The 26,803-nt window shown below is 42.0% G+C and carries 17 protein-coding genes; 7 read left to right on the forward strand and 10 right to left on the reverse strand.

Features of this window, described 5'->3' with window-relative positions; translation table 11 throughout:
* Positions 1-58 precede the first annotated feature (58 nt).
* From MR041_RS05280 to MR041_RS05290, 3 genes are all read left to right on the forward strand, one after another.
* The gene (locus tag MR041_RS05280) at positions 59-1,039 is read left to right on the forward strand and encodes a ribonucleotide-diphosphate reductase subunit beta (RefSeq protein WP_242092559.1); all 981 of its coding nucleotides are present in this window, start codon (positions 59-61) and stop codon (positions 1,037-1,039) included.
* A gap of 198 nt (positions 1,040-1,237) precedes the next feature.
* The gene (locus MR041_RS05285) at positions 1,238-3,727 is read left to right on the forward strand and encodes a ribonucleoside-diphosphate reductase subunit alpha (RefSeq protein WP_242092560.1); all 2,490 of its coding nucleotides are present in this window, start codon (positions 1,238-1,240) and stop codon (positions 3,725-3,727) included.
* A 194-nt stretch (positions 3,728-3,921) separates the two neighbouring features.
* Positions 3,922-5,688, forward strand: coding sequence for a Na/Pi cotransporter family protein (locus MR041_RS05290; RefSeq protein ID WP_242092561.1), 1,767 nt, complete (start codon positions 3,922-3,924; stop codon positions 5,686-5,688).
* Between the two features lie 161 nt (positions 5,689-5,849).
* Here MR041_RS05290 and MR041_RS05295 read toward each other — a convergent pair whose 3' ends face one another.
* Complete coding sequence (locus MR041_RS05295) at positions 5,850-8,135, reverse strand: inorganic phosphate transporter (protein WP_242092985.1); 2,286 nt, start codon at positions 8,133-8,135, stop codon at positions 5,850-5,852.
* Between the two features lie 72 nt (positions 8,136-8,207).
* Positions 8,208-9,419: a porin gene (locus tag MR041_RS05300; RefSeq protein ID WP_242092562.1), complete on the reverse strand. Its 1,212-nt coding sequence runs from the start codon at positions 9,417-9,419 to the stop codon at positions 8,208-8,210.
* 381 nt (positions 9,420-9,800) lie between these two features.
* On the opposite strand from MR041_RS05300, the gene MR041_RS05305 reads away from it, so the two are divergent.
* Complete coding sequence (locus MR041_RS05305; RefSeq protein WP_242092563.1) at positions 9,801-10,121, forward strand: toxin-antitoxin system YwqK family antitoxin; 321 nt, start codon at positions 9,801-9,803, stop codon at positions 10,119-10,121.
* Between the two features lie 81 nt (positions 10,122-10,202).
* Here MR041_RS05305 and MR041_RS05310 read toward each other — a convergent pair whose 3' ends face one another.
* The 3 genes from MR041_RS05310 to MR041_RS05320 all read right to left on the reverse strand — a co-directional run bounded on the left by MR041_RS05310 (position 10,203) and on the right by MR041_RS05320 (position 14,989).
* Positions 10,203-11,420: a multidrug transporter gene (locus tag MR041_RS05310; RefSeq protein WP_242092564.1), complete on the reverse strand. Its 1,218-nt coding sequence runs from the start codon at positions 11,418-11,420 to the stop codon at positions 10,203-10,205.
* Positions 11,421-11,463: 43 nt separating this feature from the next.
* Positions 11,464-14,307, reverse strand: a complete 2,844-nt coding sequence (locus MR041_RS05315; protein WP_242092565.1) for a TonB-dependent receptor — start codon at positions 14,305-14,307, stop codon at positions 11,464-11,466.
* Between the two features lie 292 nt (positions 14,308-14,599).
* Positions 14,600-14,989, reverse strand: a complete 390-nt coding sequence (locus MR041_RS05320) for a carboxypeptidase-like regulatory domain-containing protein (RefSeq protein ID WP_242092566.1) — start codon at positions 14,987-14,989, stop codon at positions 14,600-14,602.
* Positions 14,990-15,147: 158 nt separating this feature from the next.
* Here MR041_RS05320 and MR041_RS05325 point away from each other — a divergent pair, with 158 nt between their 5' ends.
* Positions 15,148-16,491: a deoxyguanosinetriphosphate triphosphohydrolase gene (locus MR041_RS05325; protein ID WP_242092567.1), complete on the forward strand. Its 1,344-nt coding sequence runs from the start codon at positions 15,148-15,150 to the stop codon at positions 16,489-16,491.
* A gap of 19 nt (positions 16,492-16,510) precedes the next feature.
* Here MR041_RS05325 and dxs read toward each other — a convergent pair whose 3' ends face one another.
* Positions 16,511-18,265 (reverse strand): 1-deoxy-D-xylulose-5-phosphate synthase, encoded by a 1,755-nt coding sequence (gene dxs / locus MR041_RS05330; protein ID WP_242092568.1) that lies wholly within the window; start codon positions 18,263-18,265, stop codon positions 16,511-16,513.
* A 39-nt stretch (positions 18,266-18,304) separates the two neighbouring features.
* On the opposite strand from dxs, the gene MR041_RS05335 reads away from it, so the two are divergent.
* Positions 18,305-18,754, forward strand: a complete 450-nt coding sequence (locus MR041_RS05335) for a nucleoside deaminase (RefSeq protein WP_242092569.1) — start codon at positions 18,305-18,307, stop codon at positions 18,752-18,754.
* 310 nt (positions 18,755-19,064) lie between these two features.
* Here MR041_RS05335 and MR041_RS05340 read toward each other — a convergent pair whose 3' ends face one another.
* From MR041_RS05340 to aspS, 4 genes are all read right to left on the reverse strand, one after another.
* Positions 19,065-19,301, reverse strand: coding sequence for a hypothetical protein (locus MR041_RS05340; RefSeq protein WP_242092570.1), 237 nt, complete (start codon positions 19,299-19,301; stop codon positions 19,065-19,067).
* A 10-nt stretch (positions 19,302-19,311) separates the two neighbouring features.
* On the reverse strand, positions 19,312-21,093 hold the full coding sequence (locus MR041_RS05345) for a chloride channel protein (protein WP_242092571.1): 1,782 nt from the start codon (positions 21,091-21,093) through the stop codon (positions 19,312-19,314).
* Position 21,094: 1 nt separating this feature from the next.
* On the reverse strand, positions 21,095-21,805 hold the full coding sequence (locus MR041_RS05350; RefSeq protein WP_242092572.1) for a DUF6503 family protein: 711 nt from the start codon (positions 21,803-21,805) through the stop codon (positions 21,095-21,097).
* Positions 21,806-21,866: 61 nt separating this feature from the next.
* Positions 21,867-23,618 (reverse strand): aspartate--tRNA ligase, encoded by a 1,752-nt coding sequence (gene aspS, locus MR041_RS05355; RefSeq protein ID WP_242092986.1) that lies wholly within the window; start codon positions 23,616-23,618, stop codon positions 21,867-21,869.
* Between the two features lie 313 nt (positions 23,619-23,931).
* Between aspS and MR041_RS05360 the strand changes: the two genes are divergently transcribed.
* Complete coding sequence (locus MR041_RS05360) at positions 23,932-26,511, forward strand: carboxylesterase family protein (protein WP_242092573.1); 2,580 nt, start codon at positions 23,932-23,934, stop codon at positions 26,509-26,511.
* Positions 26,512-26,803: the final 292 nt, after the last annotated feature.

Consider the following 26,803-nt stretch of genomic DNA (forward strand, 5'->3'; position numbering starts at 1 on the left):
TTATCCCTAAGTCTTAAAAAAAATTTCGTCAAACTTTTATTAAAAATCAATTTTAGCTATGTCTCAAGCAGTAGAGCCTATTCTCCAGGAAAACAAGGACCGTTTTGTTATTTTTCCCATTCAACACCATGATATTTGGGAGTGGTATAAAAAACAAGAAGCAAGTTTTTGGACTGCGGAAGAAATAGACCTGCATCAGGACATTACCGATTGGTCAACGAAGTTAAATGATGACGAACGTTATTTTATAAAGCATATACTCGCATTTTTTGCAGCCAGTGATGGTATAGTCAATGAGAATTTAGCCGAAAACTTCGTGAGTGAGGTGCAATACAGTGAGGCTAAATTTTTCTATGGATTTCAAATTATGATGGAAAACATCCATTCGGAGGTGTATTCCCTTTTGATTGATACCTATGTAAAGGACGAAAAGGAAAAAAATATACTTTTTAAAGCTATTGAGAACTTCCCGGCCATTAAAGAAAAAGCAGAATGGGCATTGCGATGGATCGAATCGCCGAGTTTTGCCGAACGCCTTATTGCATTTGCTGCTGTAGAGGGTATTTTCTTTTCAGGAAGCTTTTGTTCCATATTTTGGCTAAAGAAGAGAGGACTTATGCCGGGCTTGACTTTTTCCAACGAGCTTATTTCCAGGGATGAGGGCTTGCATTGCGATTTTGCCGTGCATTTGCACAACAATCACATTGTGAATAAAGTTCCCAAAAGTCGCATTACTGAAATCTTAACAGATGCCCTCGATATTGAGCGTGGATTTATAACAGAATCCTTGCCTGTGAGTCTGATTGGGATGAATGCCAAGTTGATGACCCAATATTTGGAATTCGTTACCGATCGCCTCTTAGTTGAATTTGGCTGCGACAAAGTATATAATGCGACCAATCCTTTTGATTTTATGGATATGATCTCGCTCCAGGGAAAAACCAATTTCTTTGAGAAACGCGTGTCCGAATACCAGAAAGCTGGGGTGCTCAATAAAGAAGAGGAGAAGGATAAATTTAGTTTCGACGCCGATTTTTAATGCGTTCAGACCTTGCAGTACCCTGTTCAGACCTTTGCTGTTTTTCCTTTTAAAGGGAATTAAGGCAAGCTATTTTAATAAGACATATAATTAAACCCAATGGAACAGTATCTAATGATCAGGTTAGAACTGTTCTGCAAAAACTAACTAACCCATTTTCTGAAGGTGTATCAGAAAACCAAAAAAACTGTGTAAACAATGTATGTAATAAAACGAGACGGAAGAAAAGAACAGGTCATGTTCGACAAGATCACTGCAAGAGTGAGAAAATTGTGTTACGGATTGAACGAACTGGTCGATCCCTTAAAAGTGACCATGCGGGTCATAGAGGGCTTGTATGATGGCGTGACGACCAGCGAACTGGATAATTTAGCTGCAGAAATTGCGGCAACCATGACGACCGCTCACCCGGATTATGCCCGTCTTGCAGCACGCATCTCCGTATCCAATCTGCATAAGAACACCAAAAAGACCTTTAGTGAGGTCATGGAGGATCTGTATACCTATGTTAACCCAAGAACAGGCAAGGATGCACCACTGCTTTCCGATGAGGTCTACAAGGTCATTATGGAACACAAGGACCGTCTCGATTCCACGATTATTTACAACCGCGATTTTGGCTATGATTATTTTGGGTTTAAAACCCTGGAGCGTTCCTATTTATTGAAACTTAATGGTAAAATAGCGGAACGGCCACAGCACATGCTTATGCGTGTTTCAGTTGGGATTCATTTGGATGATATCGAATCGGCCATAGAGACCTACGAGCTCATGTCGAAAAAATATTTTACACATGCCACACCGACCTTGTTCAATTCCGGTACACCGAAACCGCAAATGTCATCCTGCTTTCTCCTAACCATGAAGGAAGATAGTATCGATGGGATTTATGACACTTTAAAACAAACGGCCAAAATATCGCAATCTGCCGGGGGTATTGGTTTGGCCATGCACAATATCCGCGCCACAGGGAGTTATATAGCCGGCACCAATGGTACCAGTAACGGTATCGTGCCCATGCTTCGGGTGTTTAACGATACGGCACGATATGTAGATCAGGGCGGAGGCAAGCGTAAAGGGAGTTTTGCAATATACATCGAACCCTGGCATGCTGATATTTTTGATTTCCTGGAATTGAAGAAGAACCATGGAAAGGAAGAGATGCGGGCACGTGATTTGTTCTATGCCATGTGGATTCCGGATTTATTCATGAAACGGGTTCAGGAAGATGGACAGTGGACCTTAATGTGTCCTAACGAGTGTCCCGGTCTGCCTGAAACCCATAGTGAGGAATTCGAAGCTCTATATTTACGGTACGAAGCAGAAGGCCTGGGCAGGAAAACCATAAAGGCACGCGAACTTTGGGAAAAGATCCTCGAATCACAAATTGAAACGGGTACGCCTTATATGTTGTACAAGGACGCTGCCAATCGCAAATCCAACCAGCAGAATTTGGGAACGATACGCTCATCCAATCTCTGTACTGAAATTCTCGAGTATACATCTCCTGATGAGGTAGCGGTTTGTAATCTGGCCTCCATTGCATTACCGATGTTTGTCAAGAACGGCGAGTTTGACCACAAGGAATTGTTTCGCATCACCAAGCGTGTCACCAAGAATTTAAACAGGGTTATTGACCGGAATTACTATCCGGTACCTGAGGCCAGGACCTCCAATATGCGTCATAGACCCATTGGACTCGGAGTTCAAGGATTGGCGGATACCTTCATACAGTTGCGCCTGCCCTTTACAAGCGATGAGGCTAAACGATTAAACCAGGATATTTTTGAGACCCTGTATTATGCTGCTGTAACGGCCAGTATGGAAGAGGCCAAAGACGAAGGTCACTACGAAACCTACGAGGGGTCTCCGATCAGTAAGGGAGACTTCCAACACAATCTTTGGGGTTTAAAAGATGAGGAGCTCAGCGGTAACTGGGATTGGGGGAAGTTACGTAAGCAGGTACTCAAGCATGGTGTTCGTAACTCCTTGTTAGTGGCGCCAATGCCAACGGCATCAACCTCTCAAATATTAGGAAACAATGAATGCTTCGAACCATATACCTCCAACATCTATACGCGCCGCGTATTATCCGGGGAGTTCATTGTGGTGAACAAGCATCTTTTAGAGGATCTTGTGGCATTGGGGCTATGGGACGAAAACCTGAAGCAGGATATTATGAGAGCCAATGGTTCCATTCAGAATATCGATATCATCCCACAGGAGATCAAAGAACTGTACAGAACCGTCTGGGAGTTAAGTATGAAAGACATCATAGACATGTCGCGTCAACGCGGTTATTTTATAGATCAGTCCCAATCACTCAATCTCTTTATGGAAGGCGCTACAATGGCTAAGTTAACGTCCATGCATTTTTACGCATGGAAGAGTGGGCTTAAAACAGGAATGTATTATTTAAGAACTAAGAGTGCGGTCGATGCCATTAAGTTTACCCTGAAAACGACCAAGAAAGAAGAACCGGCTCCCGAAGTTGTTGAGGTGAATAATATGGCCTTGCAGCAGGAAAAAGCCAAGAAAGAGAAATTAGCTGCACAGAATGCGGCAAAATTCGCAAAGCAGGGTACACCGGCACCGGAAGTAGAGCCTATGACTCCTGAAGAAATGAAAGCCCTAATAGCACAGGCCAAGGCCAGTGAAGGCGATGACTGCCTGATGTGTGGATCCTAAATCGGAGTATGAACTTACATTAATTTTTGTTAAGTGTTAAAATGAAAAGCATTACGCCTTTGGTGTGATGCTTTTTAATTTGCAACAATATTTCAGTTAAAAAACAGACTTAACAAGGGGATATGGCCTTGCCTAAACTATGAGTATTCAGAAAACATCCTATATTTATACAGTAATCCAAAATAGTAATTAGCATGTTGAAGAAAGGATTTTTTTATGGACTTCTGATTCTTCTGGGCTTATTGTTTTATTTCTATCGCAACTTTGAAACCATTTCGGCAGGAGTGGCCATTCTTCTTTTTGGAATGATCATGTTGGAAGAAGGTTTTCGGGTATTTACCAAGGGGCCGCTTCAAACCATTTTACAGTCGGCCACCAATAAGCTCTATAAAAGTGTCTTCACAGGTGCTTTTGTGACTGCTTTAATTCAGTCCAGTTCTCTGGTTTCGGTTATTACCATATCGTTTATCAGTGCAGGGCTTATATCCTTAACCGGAGGTTTAGGGTTGATTTTTGGAGCAAACATAGGCACTACTGCCACCGCGTGGTTGGTGGCTGGGTTCGGTTTAAAGGTCAAGATTTCTGCCCTGGCCTTACCTATGCTCGTATTTGGGCTAATTTTTTCCTTTCAAAAGAAAATGACGCTTAAAGGTATCGGTAATGTATTGGCCGGATTGGGTTTTTTCTTTCTTGGTATTCATTATATGAAAGAGGGGTTCGATGTGTTTAAGGAGCATATCGATCTCACACAATATGCGGTTACGGGATTTCTGGGGGTTTTTATTTACACGGGACTGGGTATTGTTGTGACAACTATTTTACAATCAAGCAGTGCTACCCTGGCCCTTATTTTAACCGCCTTATCCGTGGGTCAGATAGAATACGAAAACGCTCTGGCCCTCGCCATTGGAGCCAATGTCGGTACGACTATTACGGCGGCACTTGGTGCCATTAGTGCGAACAGTGCCGGAAAACGACTGGCCATGGCCCATTTCATTTTTAATATGGTGACAGGCTTGGTGGCCATCGTCTTTATTTTTCCATTGGCTAACCTGGTCAATACCACCTCTGATGTATTGCATATCGCAGCTACCAATTACACCTTAAAATTGGCTCTTTTCCACACCATTTTTAATGCTATAGGCGTCCTGTTGATGGTGCCCTTTATAAGACCTTTAGAACGTTTGCTTTTGCGCTTTTTTATTGAAAAGGAAAAGGATGTTCACGAACCGAAATACCTCAATCCGGCCGTATTGGAATTCCCTGGAGCAGTCCTGTCTGCACTAATTAATGAATCGAAATACCTGTACCAGAACAGCGTCTTTGAAATTGTAACTCATGCTTTAAATATCCATAGGACGGATGTGAAATCGGATGAAAAGCTTAAAACCATTATTGAGAAATCAAAAACGGATTTCCATACCGATGTTGAGGATCTGTATTATACCAAGGTAAAATCCATTTACAGTCAGATCATCACCTACGCCACGACGGCACAAAGCACTTTAAAATTAAATAACAGGCAGAACAGGGCCATCACGGATATAAAGATTGCAAACCGAAAAATGGTAGAAATCATTAAGGATGCCCGCGAACTGAACAAGAATATCACCATAGCCTTAAGTGCGAACAATACCCATTTGACAGCGGCCTACGATAGTTACAGGAAAAAGCTGGTCAAGGTTTTGCGAGTGATCTATTTGTTCAGGAAGGAAGAAAATTCAGAAGTTTACGAGGCAAAGCTTAAAAAGCTGAAGGCGGAAGCTAAGTCTAATATGAGGCAAAGCAGTCATTCCATTGACAAACTGATAAGGAAAAACGCAATTACCCCGGAGATGGCGTCCTCATTGTTTAATGACTACACCAACGTAAACGATATGATAAAGAAGTTGATCGAAGTGGCCGAATTGTTATACGGTAAGAAGGATACACTTTTGGATGAAAATGGCAATGGAAAGTGAGCATGCGCAACTAAATCTAGTCCTAAAAATGCCCTTAGGACGCTGCAGTGGACATCCTAAGGACAGTCAAAAGCTTTATTCAGCCTGTTATTAAGTGCTGTATGTCATCATACAGTCCTAAAAATCCGGTACTTTGATAATAAAAATTATATGGAAAAGGGTTATTCCTCCTCTTCCTCCGTACTTAACTTGGCAGGTTCCACGGAAGCATCATGCGCGTTATGGTATTCCTCTAAAAGATTCATAGTAGCCGTGAGCAAATCTTTAGTCTCTAACAATAACCCAAAATAAAGAGTCGTATTTTTAGGACTGGATTCCTCAGTTCGCGTGCGCTCAACCTGTTTATGTATTTTTTCAGATACGATCTTAAAGATGGCTTTTTCACTTTTTAGAATAGCTCCTATCTGTTCAAATGAGCGGGAATCAAATGCCTCTTTAATCTCAACAAGAAGATTTTCCATTGAATGGTCTACTTCTTTCAGTTCCTTAATTTGATTGAACTTTAGTTTTTTATGATTGTTGTTGACATGTTTATGACTCGCTTTGGATATATATTCTAAAGATTGCGTCATATCCTGTAAATAGCCTAAAATGTTGATGTAAAAATTGCTGGCCCCAACACTGGACTCGTCTAAATTTTTAATAAAATAAAAGATGTTGTCCCTTAGGTTATCAACTTCTAAAGATAGTTTCTCTATTTGTTTTTTATTCTTTTTAAGCATTGCCAAATCTTGCCGAGCCAATCCATTGATGGCATTGGAATAGATTTTATTTCCTCGTTTTACCACGTTGGCAATATTATGGGTGCTTTCATGAATAACACCTTGAAGGGAACTGCTTTCAGCATTTTTCAGGCTGTCCTCACTTTTTGATACTGATTTATTTTTATGAGATAAATAGTTTCTCACTAATAAAATTACCGTCAACAATAAAAGTACCGGAGTCATCACAGCGGGATGCCAGTTTATCAAAAAGACAACAGTCCCAGCACCAATAAATGCTGCAAAGGCAGTAAAAAACCAACCGCCAATCACATTTAAAACACCGGCAACGCGATAAACCGCACTTTCGCTGCCCCATGCGCGATCCGCCAGAGAGGTCCCCATAGCCACCATAAAGGTAACATAGGTCGTAGATAAGGGTAATTTCATGGTCGTCGCGATAGAAATTAATACACCTGCAACCATTAAATTTACAGATGCTCTGATCATATCGAATGCCGGGGCGTCAATACTTTGATCTTTCGTTAATAATAGTGCCGATTTCGGTTTTTCGAAACTCGCATTCACTTTTTCCTGAGCAGATTTAGGTATAATAACCATTAAGGCGTTCGTGAATAGTGAGGTGCCTTTTACAATGCTGCGAGACAACAAATTCGGTTTAAATTTTTCATGAGTTTCACTCTGTCTGGATAAGCCAATTTCTGTTTCGGCAACAGTTTTAGCTTTTTTTGAAAACCATAAAGTAACAACCATAATACCCCCTGCAATAAAAAGTAGAAATGGTTCAGCCGGCATTTTATTGCCAAGGACATCCATTGAGAATTCTGTTGCTGCAATTCCAGAAACAGACCATGCTTCATAAGAATGATAAGCGGCCATGGGAACACCGATAAAATTTACTAAGTCGTTACCAGCAAAGGCTAAGGCTAATCCAAATGTTCCAACGGCAATTACAACCATTAGGACGTTCTTTTTTATGATGTTTTGATAAACAAATGAGAATAATGTAAATAGCACAAAACCAATAACAATAATGTAGGTCTCATTACCCTCAATATAGCCTTTCAGTTCATTATAATACGGGGTGCCTTTAAGGCCTTTCATAAAAATGAAATAAAGAATTGCTGTTAACGCCAATCCACCGAAAATGGCTCCAATATTCTTTATCTTATCCGTATTATGAAAGGTGAATATTAATCTCGAAACCCATTGAACTATGGCTCCGACAGTAAATGCGATAACAACAGAAAGCAATATACCACTTATAATTTCAAAAGCTTTTTTGGTGTTAATATAGCTGCTTAAATCTGCTAAAGTTTCAGTTTCAGATGCACCAATTTTTATGAGCGCCATCACCACAGCAGCTCCTAATAAATTGAATACGATGGATACCGTAGTTGAAGTTGGTAGACCTAACGTGTTGAAAAAGTCTAAAAGTAAAATATCAGTGATCATAACAGTCATGAAAATGAGCATTATTTCATGAAAGTTGAATTCAGCAGGAACAAAAATACCTTTTCGGGCAACTTCCATAAGACCACTGGAATATACGGCCCCAATAAAAATCCCTAAGCTGGCAACAATCATAATTGTTCTTAAGGAAATAGCCTTTGAACCGATAGCAGAGTTCAAAAAGTTTATGGCGTCATTACTTACACCAACAACAATATCTGCAACTGCCAAAATTGTTAAGGCAATTAACATGTATAAATAAATATTATCCATTGAGTTTAATTGTAATACGTCTGCAAATATCATGACTATTAATGATTATTTTGTTATTTAATTGTTATTTTTTTAGAAGTGTAAGTCAAAACCTAATCGAAAGGTGATATTATCTTCATTCCCGTCAAGGCTTGTATAACTTAAGTCAGACTGAACTTTAAGTTTGTGACCAACAATAAATTTATTGATGCCCAGGGTATACTGTCTTACCGGTAAGGCTCCAGTGATCGCTTCATAATTCACAGATGTAAAACGACCGGCTATTTCGTAATTGCTTTCAAACATATAACCAGCCTGTAGATTCAGAGCATTACCTGTTAATACAATGTTCTCTTCTGGGGTGGGTGTAACACCATCCAATTCAGTCGCAACAGGTTCATCAGCCGTCCTTTTGGCGTATTCCCCCATAAAGGAAATGCCTTTATATTTAAACATGATATCGGCGAACAGTGTTGTAATGTCTGTTTCATATAAGGAACCGTCACTTCTTAACATATAATCGCCCGCAAAGCTGCGTTCTCTAACACCGTTTTGATTTAGGTTGTATGTAAATGCCGCCATGAGTTTGGGACTGGATTCTCTTTTAATGGCAGACTGAGTATAATCCCCTTTGGATTGAAAGGTGCCAAACGGTAATAACTCCAAACGCCCCGTATATTGTAATCCTCCTTCGTTGCCTTCCGTAACATTTCTCCCTTCTCCCTGAGAAAGAGAAAATTTCTCACGCATTAGGAACCGATCTCCTAACTGTGTTTTATGTCTTATTTGTATACCGATATCTCGGTCTATATTGAAACGGCGGTTTAATAAAGATCGATCAATTAACTGAAGATCTCCTGATGATACCACGCGCTCCACGTTACCGGGTAATTTTGTTTGCCCGGCCCATAGTTCCCAATTGCCTGCAAAGTTCCACATAATAACGGCATCCAGAATATAACGCGGGGTATTTCTATTAAATTGACTTGCCCCGGAAATATCGCGATTGGAAAGCCCTAACTCTATCTTATATCTTAATTTTGGACTGTAGGCATACCCGTCAAATTTTAAACGGGCACGTCTAATAAGGATATTGTGCTCAGGACTGCCATATTTATCCCCATCATAGTCCCATGAGGAAACGGATCTCATTTGAAAACGGGGTGCGAATTTAATGCTGAATGAACTGTCCTTGGCTGTAAAGTTAATAAGCCCTTTGCCGAAAGATGTGTCACTGATTTCCTGAGCAAATAACGAGGTTACGGTAAAAAGAAAGATACCAATGAGGGTATGTTTAGTATTCATAGTATACGTATTAGTTTTTGTCACTGCAAAGAACCTAAATCTATGTTAACTAAATGTTTCCTAATTGTTATATTTAAGCATAAAAAAGACTGCCCTGGTTAGGGCAGTCTCATTAGGCATCATAATAATGTAGTCGACAAAAACTAATAGATTATATGATATACTAATTGTCTGTCTATAGACCTTACAAATATCAATGTTACAGTTAATCTTAATGTAACGTCAACATTAAGTAATTATTAATATTCCAATGTTAAATCTCTATTTTAATCTTTTGAAAAACAGTATTTTGTATTTTCAATGTTAATATAATGTTACGTGAATGTTGGTTTAATATTAAGTAAGTTGTATCTTTGGATTATAATGTTAAACCCCATAGTTATGAAGAAATTATTTTTTTTAATTGCCTTTTTTATTACTGTGGTTGCTTTTGCTCAGGATAAGCAGAAGCGAGATTTAAAACTTAACACGGACACGAACCTAATTGAAGTTGTTTATTATCATGACAATGGTGAGGTAAGCCAGACAGGGTATTACACATTAGATGGTAAATTACAGGGGGAATGGTTGAGTTTCAATGAAAAAGGCGAAAAAACGGTTTCGGCAAATTATGATAATGGTAAAAAGGTCGGCAAATGGATCTATTGGATTGACGGCGAAAAAAAGGTTGTCAATTATACTGATAATGTAGCTTCCTTATAAGCTTAACAAGGAAGATAAAATAAAAAAAGCATCCCGCCTGTGGCGGGATGCTTTTTTTTACTTTATGGATTTTTATCTGTTTTAGTTACCTACGGTCCAACCTGCACCCCATGAGGCAAAATCAGTACCGGTTCCATTACCATCACCACTAATAAAATCACTTTCATTGAAGGTTTCACCGGTGTCGTTCTTCATCTTTGTAATCACATCATTGAAGGTCACATTCGTCGCATCCAGGTCGCCGTTTATGACTCCGGTACCTGTGGGGTTATCGCTGGATGCTCCGGCATCACCATCAAGGTCAAATCCTTCCGCAAAACCTTCAATTAAAATATTATCGAATATTCCTTGTGTCCCTGCTCTTAATCTTATCGCCTCATTACCGGTTTCGGAACCCAAACCTACAATGGTAACGTCCTTTACTGTTGGCTTAGACCAGAATTTAGGGTTGGAAAGGTTTCCTATATCTGTATTATAGCCATCGCATTCAAATCCTTTGTCATGATCGGCACCATGCTTGACATACGCGTTGGTTATAGACCCTGTGAAACCTTCAGTCCAGTCGATAGAATCGTCCTGACAGTTGATGACTGCCACATGGTTTACCTTGACCGTTCCGCCAAAAAATTCAATGCCGTCATCAGCACCTTCATAGGCTTGAATATAATCTACGGTCGTTCCTGCGCCCACACCGTAAAATGAGATACCGTTATTTTCTGAAGAGCCATCGGCAGCCCCACCGGAATATTCAACACGCACATAGCGAATAACACCTGAACTGTCAGAGGCATCTGTGCCACCATATGGTAAGCTTCCAATTTCAGAAGTGGCTGTGGCGCTGCCCGTAACGGAGTTTATAGGGGCTTTACCTAAAATAATTAACCCGCCCCATTGTCCGGCACTGGGGTTGGCATCTCCGGAGGTCATTACTATAGGATTGGAAGCCGTTCCATTAGCAATAATTTGTGCGCCCTGAGATATGGCGATATACACATCGGCACCGGTTGCAATGGCTTTAATGGTTACCCCTTCATTTATAATTAAATTCGCACCCTCTGCCATGATTACGGGTCCGGTAATGGTATAGGTGGTATTGGCCTCTAAAGTGATATCGGAAGAGTATTCGGCGGCACTGATCGGTATTTCGACCTCAGTTTCACCTCCCTCGCCACCACTGTTGTTGGTTGTGTTGTTTATAACACTGTTATCCGTGATGTAAATAGCTGCCGTATCGTCTGCTGCACACCCGTTGAAAAGTAAAGCAACAGTTGCAAATCCTAATAATAAATTAATTTTCATTGTTTCTAAATTTAATTTTTATACGTTCTTTTTATGCAATGGTTTAAAATGAATATTTAAGTTGTAGACCCAGATTTATGCCCGAATTATAGTTTGAAACATCTTTTCCATTGGGAGACGTTACGATAATGTCTCCTTGATTGGTTTCTCTAATGTATTTGACACTGGGATTTAGTAAATTCTTTGCGGCCAGGTTGATTTCCAAATGCGCGCCGATCTCATTTTTAAAGATAAAATCCAGTGTAGGGATCCCTTTTTCAATAACATTTCCCAATTGTCCGGAGCCCAGGGCATCTATACGATCAGAGAAATAAGAGAAAGACAAGGTGGCATTTGGTTTATAATGCTCAAATGATTTAGGTGAGAAGTTGACATCGGCGTTAACAATAAAAGGTGAGGCGCCTTGTAATGCCTCAGTAGCCTTGTTAAAACTCACGTTAAAATTACTTCCCACAATAGCACTGTAGAGATCTTGCTCAGTATGCATATAGGTGGCATTAAGACCAAAGGAGAGAATCCCTTCATCGAATTCGTCAACCAGGATATTTTTTCGAATTTCTGCTTCAATACCCAAGATCTCAGCCTGATCTCCCGTTCTGAAGAAGCGTTGGGTACCCGTGGCATCAAAAGCCACTACCTGGTTAATTGGATCTTCTATTTTCTTGTAAAAAACACCCAAAGCGATCAGTTCCGACTTAGTTACAAACCACTCATATTTAAAATCAAGATTCATTATTTTAGAGTAGGATACATCCTTTACATTGGTATAGGTTTCACCTGCTTTTCTCCCCAAAAGATCTGGATTACCACCAATGCGCTGTGAAACACTTTCGTAAACAAATGGAGCAACCTCCTTAAATTCGGGTAAGGATAGGGTTTGACTTGCCGAAAAGCGTAGGTTCTGATCGTCGTTAATGCTGTATTTAATACTTAAACTCGGTAAAAAAACACGTTCTGATGCACTGATACTGTCTTTTCCATTAACCCCTAAATTGATCACATCATAGGCAATAAACTGGTCAAAGGATTCCACTCTTATCCCGGGAACAAAAAGCCATTTTTCACCAAAATTCAGTTCGGCGTTCAGGTAACCCGCCTGTACATCCAATTGTCCCGTATAGGTGTTCTCAGGTAATCCGGGTCTGTTCGTGGTGCTGAGAGACGGAATAGGTCTGATAACCTTAATTTCGTAAACCCCCTCGTTACTTTTCAGGTTCAGATTTTCAAGCGTGAAAATGTCATTAAGAGCCTTGACGTTATCGATGCCACCGTTATCTGTGATATCATAACCATAACGTATATTGTCAAAATGGCGTTCTTTAGTTCTGCCATTATAACCTACATTTATTTTAATCTGATCAGAAGGTTTGTAAGTAAGGTTTAAGCGCCCGTTTAACTCCTCATCTTCAATGTTCTGAAAATAGCGCTGATTATCAAAATCGACGTTGCTGTAAAATATGGGTTTGGTAGAAGGATTATTATCCAGTGCCAGATGATAGTTCTCAATACTAATGCGCTTTCTGTCAGGTTCATGTGCATTTACAAAGTTGTGTCCAAAGCCCCAATTCACTTCAATTTTGTCGAATTTGTGCACACCAATGAGTTGGTTTACATAAATTAAATTTTCATTGAATTGAATGTTTTGCTGATAGAAGCCTTCATCGGTATTGGCAATTGCATCGCGGTTTCTACCCATACCATCTATACCGAAGTACCCCACTTTGTCTGAGGAGCTATTTACAAACAGGGAATTGTAAGATAAGGTATTGTAATCGTCTATCCTGAAATTAATTGAAGCCATCCCTGTGGTGGTTGTGCCATATTCATATTCTTCAGCTTGTTCGAAAGCTTTCTTTTCTACATTCGTATAATCAATGGACGCCCCCTTCCTGTATTGAAAATCGTTTCCAAAAGATCCTGTACCATAAAAGCTGAGTTTCGAACCATTGTTAAACATAAACGTTTTGCCAAAGGATCCCCCGAATTCCGTATTTATAGGAGACCCGGCACTTACAGGGTCGAAACCGTGTGATAAGATCACATTAAACGGATTGTGCTGATACCGATTATAAAATCCAAAATAGCCTGTACCTTCACTTCTTACAAAATCCTTTCCAATGGCATTGGTGTTAATCGACGACCCTGTAAACAGATCGAAGAAACCGATCCCCTTATAGTCTTTCGAAACAACGTCTACATTTCCTGCTGCAAAATCGCCGTAGAATCTTGAGGAATACGCTTTGCTAATACCAACACTTTCTATAACATCGGAAGCAAATAAATCCAGATCTATATTCTTTTTACTTACATCGTTCGATGGTAATGACAGTCCATTCATAGTGGTGTTCAGGTATCGGTCACCTAAACCCCTTACATAGACATTACTGCTTCCCTCCTGTTTTGAGACTCCCGATATTTTTGCCACGGCACCTGCGGCATCGCTCACACCCTTTCTCGAAAGTTCTTCTGCACCAATACTTTGTTTTATTTCAACCGCTTTCTTTTGTTCCAATAATAAGGCGGTTTCACTCTCGCGCCGTGTGGTCGTCGTGATCACGACTTCATCCAGAGAGGCTGCACTGGCCCCCATGACGACATTGACCTCGATGACTTTACCCGCAACGATAGTCACATTTATTTCCTGTGTTTCATAACCCACAAAACTATATATTAGTGTATAATCTCCAGGATCTAAATTTTCAAAAGTATAAAGACCGTCAAAGTCCGACGTGGTTCCTGTTGTTGTGCCTTTAATCAAAACGTTAGCGAATGCCAACGGTTCGTTATTAAACTCCTTATCCGTTAGTTTTCCGACAACGGATCCAGTGTTTTGAGCACCCGAAAATAAAACAGTTGATAATATAAATAGTAATATAAATTGTCTCATTAGGTTCAATATCAATTCTGGGGCAAAGAAACTGCTGTTGTGTAAACCTAGTGTTACCTGCAGATTAAAGAACCGTAATAATAGTGTTAGCTAAACGTTACCTTTTCTAATCATTCTAACCAGAAAAGATTACATTTAGTTAACATTAACACAGTGGGATATCAAAACCATTGCTAAATCATGAAATTACCAAATAGAGACGGCTAAAGTTTCATGTCTTAAGGTGGAGACTTTTGAAGGTGTTAGAGTATGTAAATACGGAAAGGTGCCAACGAATATTCACCTAAGGACATCAGGGGGTCAGCACGGCTTTAGACGCTGTTTCCGATGTCGCACTCGCTAAAGTTAGCGCTAAGTCATCCAGGGATATGGTGCTGGCCTCTAAGGACAATTTTATTTCACTGTTTTTACCTGAAACAACATGAGTCTCGACTGCTTTAGTTTCATAGCCTACAAAACGAAACAGCAGGGTATAAGTGCCTTCATCGATATTCTCAAATTTAAAAAAGCCGCTTTCATCAGATACGGTTTCATCGCCTGTTTCCTTAACGGATACTTTGGCTAAAACCAGTGGCTCGTCAATCGAGCCGGAATCAGATAACACACCACTGATGGAACCCTTGTTCTGAGCAAAAGATAATGCTGAGATAAAAAACAGAAGGATGAATAAAAGTGGTTTCATGTGCTATGATAATTTCTGAGACAAAGAACGTTCTTTCGTGTAACTTCTGTGTTAAGCGATCATTAAACATCTGTAACGAAAATGTTACCGCAATGTTAACAACTTTGACCCCTAGATTGTCGTGAATTTGGTTATCTTGCCGATCATAAAATTACACGATGAACTGGGAGCAATTACTGTCCTTAAAACGTTTTGGCGATACCAACAAACGCATTCGAAAAGAGCAGGATGAAACACGGCTGGGGTTTGAAGTCGACTACGATCGCATTATTTTTTCTTCAGAATTCAGAAGTCTGCAAGACAAGACCCAGGTCATACCCCTGTCTAAGACCGATTTTGTACATACACGCCTGACGCATAGTCTGGAGGTCAGTGTGGTGGGGCGTTCTCTGGGGCGGAAAGTCGGGCAACGACTAATTGAAAAATACCCTCATTTACAAAAGATCCACGGCTATCAGGCCAATGATTTTGGCGCCATTGTGGCGGCGGCTGCCCTGGCACATGATATCGGCAATCCTCCTTTCGGGCACTCCGGGGAAAAGGCCATCGGGGAGTTTTTTAAAAATGGTATCGGAAAACACTATAAGGCCGATTTAACAGCTTCGGAATACCAGGATCTCTGTGATTTTGAGGGCAATGCCAATGGCTTTAAAATAGTAACCGAAAGTCGGGTTGGACGTCAAGGGGGACTGCGACTGAGTTATGCGACACTTGGCGCTTTTATGAAATACCCTAAGGCCTCATTACCAAAAAAGCCTACCCCGCATATTGCGGATAAAAAATATGGTTTTTTTCAAAGTGATAAAGACGCGTTTTTAGATGTGGCGAACGATTTGGGATTGGCGAGGCGCGGGCACGGGGAATTCAGTTTTTCCCGACATCCGCTGGCCTATTTGGTCGAAGCGGCCGATGACATTTGTTATACCATAATAGACTTTGAAGATGGCATCAACCTGGGGCTGATTGAAGAGGAATTTGCCCTGGAATACCTGTCCAGGATTATCAGGGATACCATAAAACCGGAAAACTATTATGCCCTGTCCCATAAAAAAGACCGTATCGGATACTTGCGGGCCCTGGCCATAGGAAGTCTGATACATGAATGTGTCGACCTTTTCATGGCCTATGAAGAGCGCATTCTAAAGGGTGCTTTTGACTGCGCCCTACTGGATAAAAGTAAATATGATGCCCAGATCAGGGACATTATTAAAATAAGTGTCGAAAAAATATATCAGAGCAGGGAAGTCGTAGAGAAGGAGATTGCGGGGTATCAGGTGTTGTCCAGTTTATTGGAGGTGTTTATTACCGCCTTGAACAACGCACATGAGGACCGAGCCTCGAATTATGACAACCTGATTTTAAGCCTGTTGCCCGATCATTACAAAAAAATGAACGCCACCCTCTACGAAAGGTTGCTTTCGGTATGTAGTTATGTGTCCATTATGTCCGATAGTTACGCTATCCTGTTATTTAATAAAATCAGAGGAATTGATCTGGGCTAGGTTTTCTGGCCGGGGCCAATCACAGCAGTGTCTTAATATATTCACATAGACTGGCAGCATCCAGGCCGATGGAAGCCTGCAGTTCATGAACACTTCCCTGGTCGATAAAACGGTCTGGCAGACCAAGGGATCTGATGGTGTTGGTATAGTTATGTTTGGAGGCAAACTCCAGTACAGCACTTCCAAAGCCCCCTGTAACGGTCCCGTCTTCAACAGTCACTATGATGCGGTGCGTTTTAAAAACAGTCTCCAGTAACGATTCGTCCAAAGGCTTGACAAAACGCATATCATAGTGCGAAACAGTTAAAGATCGCAGGGCTTCCATAACTGTATTGCCCATATGTCCCACACTTAAAACGGCTACTGTTTTTCCCTGTTTGAGCTGTATGCCCTTGCCTATAGCTAATTTATTAAAGGGTTGTTTCCAGTCTAAAGTAACGCCTCTGCCACGGGGGTAACGAATGGCAATAGGCCCCTGTAACCCTAACTGTGCGGTATACATGATATTTCGAAGTTCCATTTCATTGCGCGGTGCAAAAATAATCAGGTTCGGCACGCACCTTAAAAAGGCCAGGTCAAAAGCACCATGATGGGTAGGACCATCCTCACCCACCAAACCGGCACGGTCCAGGCAAAAGATAACGGGGAGTTGTTGTAAGGCCACATCGTGAATCACCTGATCATAGGCCCGCTGCAGAAAGGTGGAATAGATATTACAGAACGGAATGAGCCCCTGGGTAGCCATTCCTGCAGCCAGGGTGACGGCATGCTGTTCGGCAATCCCGACATCGAATGCGCGATCGGGAAATTCAGCCATCATATATTTTAAGGAGCTTCCGGTTGGCATGGCAGGTGTGATGCCGATAATGTTTTTGTTCTGCTTGGCGAGTTCCACTAGAGTGTGCCCGAAAACGTCCTGGTATTTCGGAGGCAGGGCGTGCTCTGTTTGTGGACTTAATTCTCCCGTAAGCGCATTGAACTTTCCGGGGGCATGGTATTTTACCTGATCCCTTTCAGCCTGCTTCAGGCCTTTGCCCTTTGTGGTAATGAGGTGCAGGAATTTGGGTCCCTTGATTGTTTTTAAACGCTGAAGTTCACCGATAACAGCCTCTAAATCATGACCGTCTATGGGCCCAAAATAATTGAAGTTGAGTGCTTCAAAAATGTTGTCCTGTTTTTGAGTCCCTTTTTTAACGTTGGTGAGGTATTGCTTTAAGGCCCCGACACTGGGGTCAATACCAATGGCATTGTCATTCAGTATCACCAGGAGGTTCGTGTTGGTAACACCGGCATGATTCAAGCCTTCAAAAGCCATGCCACCGGCTATTGAGGCATCACCTATCACGGCAATATGGTGTTTGTCCTTACCCTTTAGTTTCGAGGCAATGGCCATGCCTAAGGCTGCCGAAATGGCGGTTGAGGAATGCCCTGTTCCGAATGCATCATACGGGCTTTCTTCCCGTTTTGGGAATCCGCTTAAACCACCGAAGCGGCGGTTGGTATGGAATAGATCTCGTCTTCCGGTTATAATTTTATGGCCGTAGGCCTGATGGCCAACATCCCAAATAACGACATCTTCAGGGGTGTTAAATACGTAATGTAATGCAATGGTCAATTCAACAACGCCCAGGCTGGCGCCTAAATGGCCTTCTTTGGATGCGATAATATCAATAATAAATTGGCGAAGTTCCTGCGCCAATAAGGGCAATTCATCCGGTTTAAGAAGGCGCAGGTCTTCCGGTGTATTAATCGTATCTAGAAGATTCTTTTTCACCAGGCAAAAGTACAAGAATGAAATTGTATTTTTGTGGTCATGGAGCATATTTTTGACGATAGCTATTTTATGAAGAAAGCCCTGCAGGAGGCAGAGATTGCCTTTGAAAAAGGAGAAATACCGGTAGGTGTTGTCATCGTTATTGATAATAAAATTATTGCACGGGGACACAATTTAACAGAGACCCTTAATGATGTGACTGCGCATGCCGAGATGCAGGCCATCACGGCTGCAGCGAACTTCCTGGGGGGTAAATACCTTCATAATTGCACCCTGTATGTCACCCTGGAGCCCTGCCAGATGTGTGCCGGAGCCCTATACTGGAGCCAGATATCGAAAATAGTCTATGGGGCCAGGGATCCGGAACGCGGTTGTATCAATCTGAAAACAAAACTGCACCCTAAAACGGTGATTGAAGGCGGTGTGATGGAAACGGAGGCTTCTGTGCTTCTCAAGCGTTTTTTTATTGAAAAACGCAATTTGAATTAGCTGCCTTTTCCTGAAGGATGGCAAACAGCATCTTTTTTCCTAAGCAACATGTTTGGATGCGCTGCTTACTGGTTCTTTATATCATAAGCAAGGGTCCTCGAAATTGTCCTGTGAATTTTAAAAATTGTCCTGTGAATTTTCAAAATTCACAGGACAATTTGAAGATATTGTAGTTACAAAATGTTTTTGTCATCGGCAGAAAATTTCGGAGTTGTGCCTGAAGCTTTCAATGATCTTGCTTAGGCCCTTTTTTATGAAGTCTAAAGTTTTTAAAACTGGAAGTCAGACTGGTTTGAACACTGCTGGTGTATCAATACTTTTTCTTCCGTTGATTTTCACGCATTTTGTCCAGGTTCTCTTTGGTGAGCAGGTAATCCTTCATGTTTTTATCCTTCCACCGGTAATAGGAAAACAAGGGGAACACCACCAGGAATAAACCAGCCACCCCGAAACCTATATATTTTTGGGCATATTCGGAGGCTATTAAAAAACCAAACAGAATACTGCCAAGGGAGGCCGCAAAAAGAATGAAAATGACATACTTCATAATGGAGTGCTTATTGGGTAAAATTAATTAATTGTCGCCTGTAGGCCGTCAACAACTTCGATTTTGAGATGTAACCATAGTATTTACCATCTTTAATGACCGGTAAATTCCATGCGCCGGTTGTTTTAAATTTATCCATAATGACATTCATGGAGTCCTGGTTGTAGTCAATAACCCCTAGATCGGCATGCATTAAACTGGAGGCATCCACTTTATCGTAAAGATCTGAGTCGAACATCATATGTCTGATATCATCCAGACGAATAACGCCCAAAAATTGATGGGCCTCATTGACCACCGGGAAATGATTTCTCGACGATTTAGCAACTGCCTTCTTCAATATCTCACCTAAGGTCATTTCCGGTCGAAGCACAATAAAATTGGTTTCAATAACCTTGTCAATATCTAAAACCATCAGCACATTTTGATCTTTATTGTGTGTGATGAGTTCGCCACGCTCAGCCAGTTTTAAGGTATAAATGGAATGCGACACATAATATTTTGTAATGGCAAATGCTATGGCGGCTACGATCATCAATGGCACGAATAACTCATAACCTCCCGTTATTTCCGCTATAAGGAAAATAGCGGTCAAAGGCGCATGTAACACCCCCGCCATCAAGCCGGTCATACCAATAAGGGTAAAATTAGATTCTGAAACATAGAAGTCGAACCCGATATGATTTATAATTTTGGCAAAGGCATTGCCCAGGGTGCTGCCCATGACCAAAGTCGGAATAAATACACCTCCCACGCCACCGGCACCAAAGGTGGTGGTCATGGCTATGGCCTTAAACACCGAAATACCGAGCAACAGGCCAATTACGATCCATATATTGGAGAGGTCCAAGGGCAATGGCGTGGTACCTATGGCAGCCAAATGGTCTCCTTTTAACAGGTTGTTCATAACCCCATAACCTTCACCGTATAAAGGAGGGATGGCATAGAGCATGGTTCCAATGGCCAGGCCGCCAATGAGCAATCGTTTGGCCCTGCTTTCAAATTGGTTGAAAAAGTTAGTAATGGCAAAATAAACTTTCGAAAAATAGACGGAAGCAAGACCGGTAACAACCCCCAGGACGATGTAAAAGCCAATGTCGTTTATTTCAAATTTATCAACGAGTTCAAAACGCAGCAAAATATCTGTCCCCAGAAAGAAGTAAGAGGTGACAACGGCTGAAACCGATGCCAGTAATAAGGGTACCATGGAGCCAAAGGCGATATCTAAACTAAAGATCTCAATGGCAAAAATGATGGCCGCAATAGGGGCCTTGAACATGGAGGCCATTGCTCCCGCCGCAGCGCAGCCAATTAACAGCATTCTGGTTTTAGCGTTCATATGAAATAAACGGGCCGCATTAGAACCCAATGCCGAACCTACACTGACCGCAGGCCCCTGCAATCCAACCGATCCACCGAATCCCACCGTCAATGGCGCAGTGATCAATGCGGCATAGATATTATACCTTGGGATAATACCGTTGAGTTTCGAGATGGCATGTAATGTAGTGGAAATACCATGCCCGATGTGTTTTTTTAACCAGGTTTGTTTTATGATATAGACCAACAGTAATCCAATAATTGGAAAGATAAAATACAGGGAACTTTGAAAATCCTTGAAGACGTACAATTCAAACAGCTGTCTGATGTAATGTGTCAGGTTCTTAAGAGATACTGTGCCCAAACCCGCTAAAAAACCAACAAGAATACTCAGGGCATAAATAAATTGCCGTTCTGAAATATGTTTGTATTTCCAGATTAAGAATTTTCGTAATAGGGTTTTAAAGTTCAAATTATATCGCAGGGTTTAAAATATCGGTGCCTAACAGGGTGTTGTCCTTGTTGGCATACCAGGATCTGACTTTTGGCATTTTAATACCGTTAATAGTTTCTTCATCAGACAATAAGATGTATTCACCATCCTGCCTGGATTCGTCATGAAAGAACTGATACACTTCCATCTTGTATGACTCCTTGTTGAAATAAAAATACCAGGTGTCTTCACCAACGGCTGCCTCATAGGTGACCTTCAACACATAGTAGGGATTCCCCTTAAAGTCCTTTTCCTCTACCACGTCGTGAATGATGGTGCCGGGATCGTTGAGCTTCATTGGTAAGCCGTATAAATAGGTATAATAGTTTTTTAAAAACAGCCCCCTTTCCCTGCTCATCCTGAACTCCTTTAACAGCGCTTCCGATGGGTTGTCAATACCATTAACCGCCATGGTGACACTGTCCTTATGTATGACATAGGTCGAGGTATCCTCCTTAATGGTCGCCCGAATTGAAAAGAAGGATTTAGGAAGGTCGATACGTATGTCACTGACCCTTTCAGGTCGGTTCGGCGATTCCATGGTGACATAAAAACGTCCACTAAAGCTGTTCCATTGGGCATTCGGATCATGGTAGTGTATCGCCTTATCCAGTAGCTGACGGCCCGTAAGTTCCTGGCAGTGGCAGTGCAATGCAAGGGAAAATATAAGGACTTGGAATACGAATTTCACAGTAATGGAATTAGGGATTAAAAGTAACAAAAAATCCTGCTTAATGCAGGATTTGATTTTATCATTTTAAGTTTAACTTTAAGCTGAGTTCCTCCAGTTGGTCATTATCAATCGGGGCAGGGGCATCAATCATTACATCACGACCGGCATTATTTTTAGGGAAGGCAATAAAATCACGAATGGTTTCCTGACCGCCCAGAATGGCGACCAGGCGATCCAGGCCAAAGGCCAGACCACCATGCGGAGGCGCCCCATACTGAAAGGCATCCATGAGAAAGCCGAACTGGGCCCTGGCTTCCTCGGGAGTGAATCCTAAATAATCGAACATCAGAGACTGTGTTTCCTTATCATGTATCCTTATGGAACCACCACCAATTTCATTGCCATTGAGGACCAAATCGTAGGCATTGGCTTTTACAGCTCCCGGATCAGTCTTTAACAGGTCTATCTGTCCCGGTTTTGGTGAGGTAAAGGGGTGATGCATGGCGTGATAGCGTCCGGTTTCTTCATCCCATTCCAGGAGAGGGAAGTCCGTAACCCATAGCGGAGCAAATTCATCAGGTTTCCTTAAACCCATGCGCTCGGCCAATTCCATTCGCAAGGCACTCAACTGAGTCCGTACTTTATGAGTGTCTCCTGAAAGGATACAAATGAGGTCGCCGGCTTTAGCTCCGGTACGTTCCGCCCATTGTCTGAAATCGGTTTCATCGTAAAATTTATCGACCGAAGATTTAAAGCTGCCATCGTCATTGCATCGGCAGTAGACCATACCTAAGGCTCCGATTTGTGGACGCTTAACCCAGTCTATGAGCTGGTCGATCTCCTTGCGCGTGTAGCTGTTGCCCCCCGGTACGGCGATGCCGACCACTAATTCGGCATTGTTAAAGACATTAAATGCTTTGTGCTGGGTAACCGCGTTGAGTTCGCCAAAAGCCATACCAAATCGGATGTCCGGCTTGTCATTGCCATAACGACGCATGGCCTCATCGTAGGTCATACGTGGAAACTTTTCTATCGCTACCCCTTTAATTGCTTTCAATAAATGCCGAGTTAAACCCTCAAAGGCATTTAAGATATCCTCTTGCTCAATAAAGGCCATTTCACAGTCAATCTGGGTGAATTCAGGTTGTCTGTCGGCACGTAGATCCTCATCTCTGAAACATTTCACAATTTGGAAATATTTGTCCATACCCCCCACCATGAGCAATTGCTTAAAGGTCTGTGGCGATTGTGGCAAGGCATAGAATTCTCCCGGATTCATGCGGGAGGGCACAACAAAGTCGCGTGCACCCTCTGGAGTCGATTTTATTAAATAAGGGGTTTCAACCTCTATAAACCCTTCGTTCGAAAGGTAATTCCGAACCTCCTGTGTGACCCGGTGTCTGAAGATCAAACTGTCTTTTACAGGATTGCGTCGGATGTCCAAATAACGGTATTTCATACGCAATTCCTCACCACCGTCAGTTTTGTCCTCAATAGTAAACGGAGGTAAAATGGCCTGGTTCAGGATGTGAAGTTCCTGAACCAACACTTCAATAGCTCCGGTAGGGATATTCGGATTTTTAGAAGCACGTTCAATAACCTTGCCTTTAACCTGAATAACGAATTCACGTCCTAAATTTTGGGCCTCTTTGATCACCGCTTCGGGTGTGCGCTCTTCATCAAATACCAACTGCGTGATGCCGTAACGATCCCGTAAATCTATCCAGATAATAAATCCTTTATCCCTCGATTTTTGAACCCATCCCGCAAGGGTAACCGCTTTGTTAATATCTGTGGCTCTTAACTCGCCGCAATTATGACTTCTGTACATGCCTAATCTGTATTTAGGGAGCAAAAGTACATGAATTTTTTCATTTGAAATGGGCTCTGACCCATCTTTATTGCAATCCATGGCTCTATGGTGTTGGGGTATCTGTTTTTGACTAAAAACGACCAAATAATGGTCAGGGATAAACATCAGCCGGGAGAACATGACATAAGGATTAGAACTCTTAGTTCCGGCATCAGGGAAGCGATGCCCTCATTTTAAAGTTCTTTGTCGCCTCCTTTCCGTCGCTAGTAGAAATTATAATTTCAATTTCAATTTATAAATTACCTTTATCGAAATTTTAAGTTTGAAAGACATGAAGATAGTGCAATGTAATCCGCTGAAAATACTGGCCCTGTTCATTTTGTTCTCATTTGTTTTGAATGCGCAGCAAAAGACGGGTAATATCGTAGAATATTTTGGGAAAGAGAAGGTCAATTCGATTGAAGAAGGCGAACTGCTGCATGTTTTTAAGACGGGACTGAGCCTAAAGGTTCAGAACTTCCGATTTAATTCCGCGTCTTTCCCCAAAGACCCGGTTTTTAGTAAATTTTTAATGGATCCGTTTTATACGCCTAATAATGGTGACGTATTTAATATTGATTTTTCCGGACAAATCATGCCCTGGAATGCCATTAAGGTCGATTCTACAAATACCTTCAGTGATAGGAACCTGAGATCGAGCTATGTGTATTTGAACTACAATTCCAATAGCGAACGTATCGTACTTTTTGAGGCATCCGGACATTCGCTGGTTTTAATTAACGGCTTGCCTCATGAAGGCGATCATTACGATTTCGGGTATAATTTAATACCGCTGAAACTAAAGCAGGGGAACAATACCTTTGTATTGAAAGTAGGTCGTTTTCCCAGAATACGGGCCAGACTTATCGATCCGCAAAAGACCCTGCAGTTTACAACTCGGGATATGACCTTACCCGATATTCTGGTGGAGGAAGACCATGACTATTTAGGAGCTATACGCGTCGTTAACGCCACAGAAACCTGGAAGAAGGGTTATCGGGTTAAAACTGAAGTTAATGGTCTGACCCATCAACATGAGGTCACCGATATCCCACCTATGAGTGTTTTAAAAATCCCCTTCAAAATTGCGGCGATTACAGACAGCACTAAAATAGGATCGCAGGATCTGAAAGTGGATTTGCACGACGGTACGGGCACCCTGACGGATTCGAAAACCATCCCCGTTGAAGTGAAATCGAAACACAGTCATCATAAGCGCACCTTATTGAGTCGTATCGATGGCAGCGTACAGTATTACAGTGTGGCACCATCCAGCAATACCACTCTTGAGGATGGGGCCATGGTATTGTCGGTTCATGGGGCCTCGGTTGAGGCGGTGAACCAGGCCAATGCCTATGAGAAAAAAGACTGGGTCAATATTATTGCGCCAACGAATCGGCGTCCCTTTGGTTTTGCATGGGAAGATTGGGGCCGCTTGGATGCCATGGAAGTCCTGAATGAAGCGAAACAGATCTATAATCCAAATCCTCAAAACATCTATTTAACCGGGCATTCCATGGGAGGTCACGGTACCTGGTATCTTGGGGCAACCTATCCCGACCATTTTGCCGCTATAGCACCCTGTGCCGGATATCCGGACCTGCTTTTGTATCGGGATGGTTTTATAAATCGTGTCATGACCATGTCGGAAGACCAATACAGGCGGTTTGGCATTACCCCCAAAGCCATTGAACGCCTAAAACAGGGATCTTTCAAAACCCCCGTTGAAACTATGATTGAACGGGCAGGAACACCAAGTCGGACCTTGAAGCTCATTCGCAATTACCTGCATCATGGCGTCTATATATTGCATGGCGAAAAAGACAATGTGGTACCGACCGCCCTGGCTCGCGATATGCGTGAGCGCCTGGGCAAATTTCATCCGGATTTCACCTATTATGAGTATCCCGGAGGAGAACACTGGTATGGGAACCACAGCATGGATTGGGGACCTCTTTTTCGTTTTTTATGGGAACGCAAGATTCCTAAAGTTAAGGATATTAATAAACTGGAATTCTCTACAGGATCACCCGGGGTGTCAGCGACTTCTCACTTTATAAGTATCCATCAACAGGAAAGGGCATTTAATGTAAGTACTTTTAAATTCTCAGGGGAACAGGGATTTAGAATTGAAACAGATAATGTGGCCCTTATTGAAGTGGATTTTGGAAAACTGGAAACGGATGTGGATACCGTTCTTATTGATGACACCGCTATTAAATTGCCTAAGAAGGAAAAGACCTATTTCAAGAAGGTCGGGAATACATGGCAGATCTCCAAAGCACCATCGCTTCAGGAAAAAGGACCGCATCGAAATGGTGGATTCAAGGATGCGTTTCGAAACCAGGTGGTATTTGTTTATGCGACGAAGGGAACCCCATCGGAAAACGAATGGTATTATAACCGCGCGCGCTTTGATGCTGAAACCTTTTGGTATCGGGCCAATGGGCATATTGAAATCGTTAAGGACACTGATTTCTCACTGGAGAAATACGCCAACCGGAATGTCGTGCTTTATGGTAATGCCGATAACAATGCAGCCTGGAACCTGCTCCTAAAGGACTGCCCCATACAAGTCAAGGATTATGGTGTCAATTTTAATGGAAAGACCTTGTTCGGCAACCAGTGGGGCATGTATTTTATTGTGCCGAGAGCGGACAGTGATATCGCTAGTGTAGGTGTGGTAACAGCCACCGGTAGTAAGGGAATGAAAGCAGCTTATATGAACCATTACCTGGTCAATGGGACCACATTTCCGGATGTCGTATTATTTGATGACAGCGTTTTAACCCAGGGGATGAGTGCTGTAAAATGCGCCGGCTTTTTTGGTAATGACTGGTCCGTTGATCAAGGTGATTTCGAGTGGAAGTAACCTGCAATTATGGACTCAGGCATTGCAGAAGGAAACCTTAGAGTGCTAATTTGTTAGCTGCTTGTAAAGCACAAATCACGTATTTATAAATTCTCAAAAACGCTTCAAAACCTGGTTTTGAGGCGTTTTTGATTTTAGGGTGGAGTCTCATTATTGGTCGCTGTCTACAGACGATTTTTATAAAAGGGGGCACGGCCTTAGAAGGAAAAATCTTTTAAACCTTGAGGTCACCTTATCCTTAGAGCTGTAATCTCACTTCGGAGGCTGTGGCTGTAACCTGTTCATTATGATG

Source organism: Aestuariivivens sediminicola (assembly GCF_022662015.1).
Taxonomy (GTDB): Bacteria; Bacteroidota; Bacteroidia; order Flavobacteriales; family Flavobacteriaceae; genus Aestuariivivens; species Aestuariivivens sediminicola.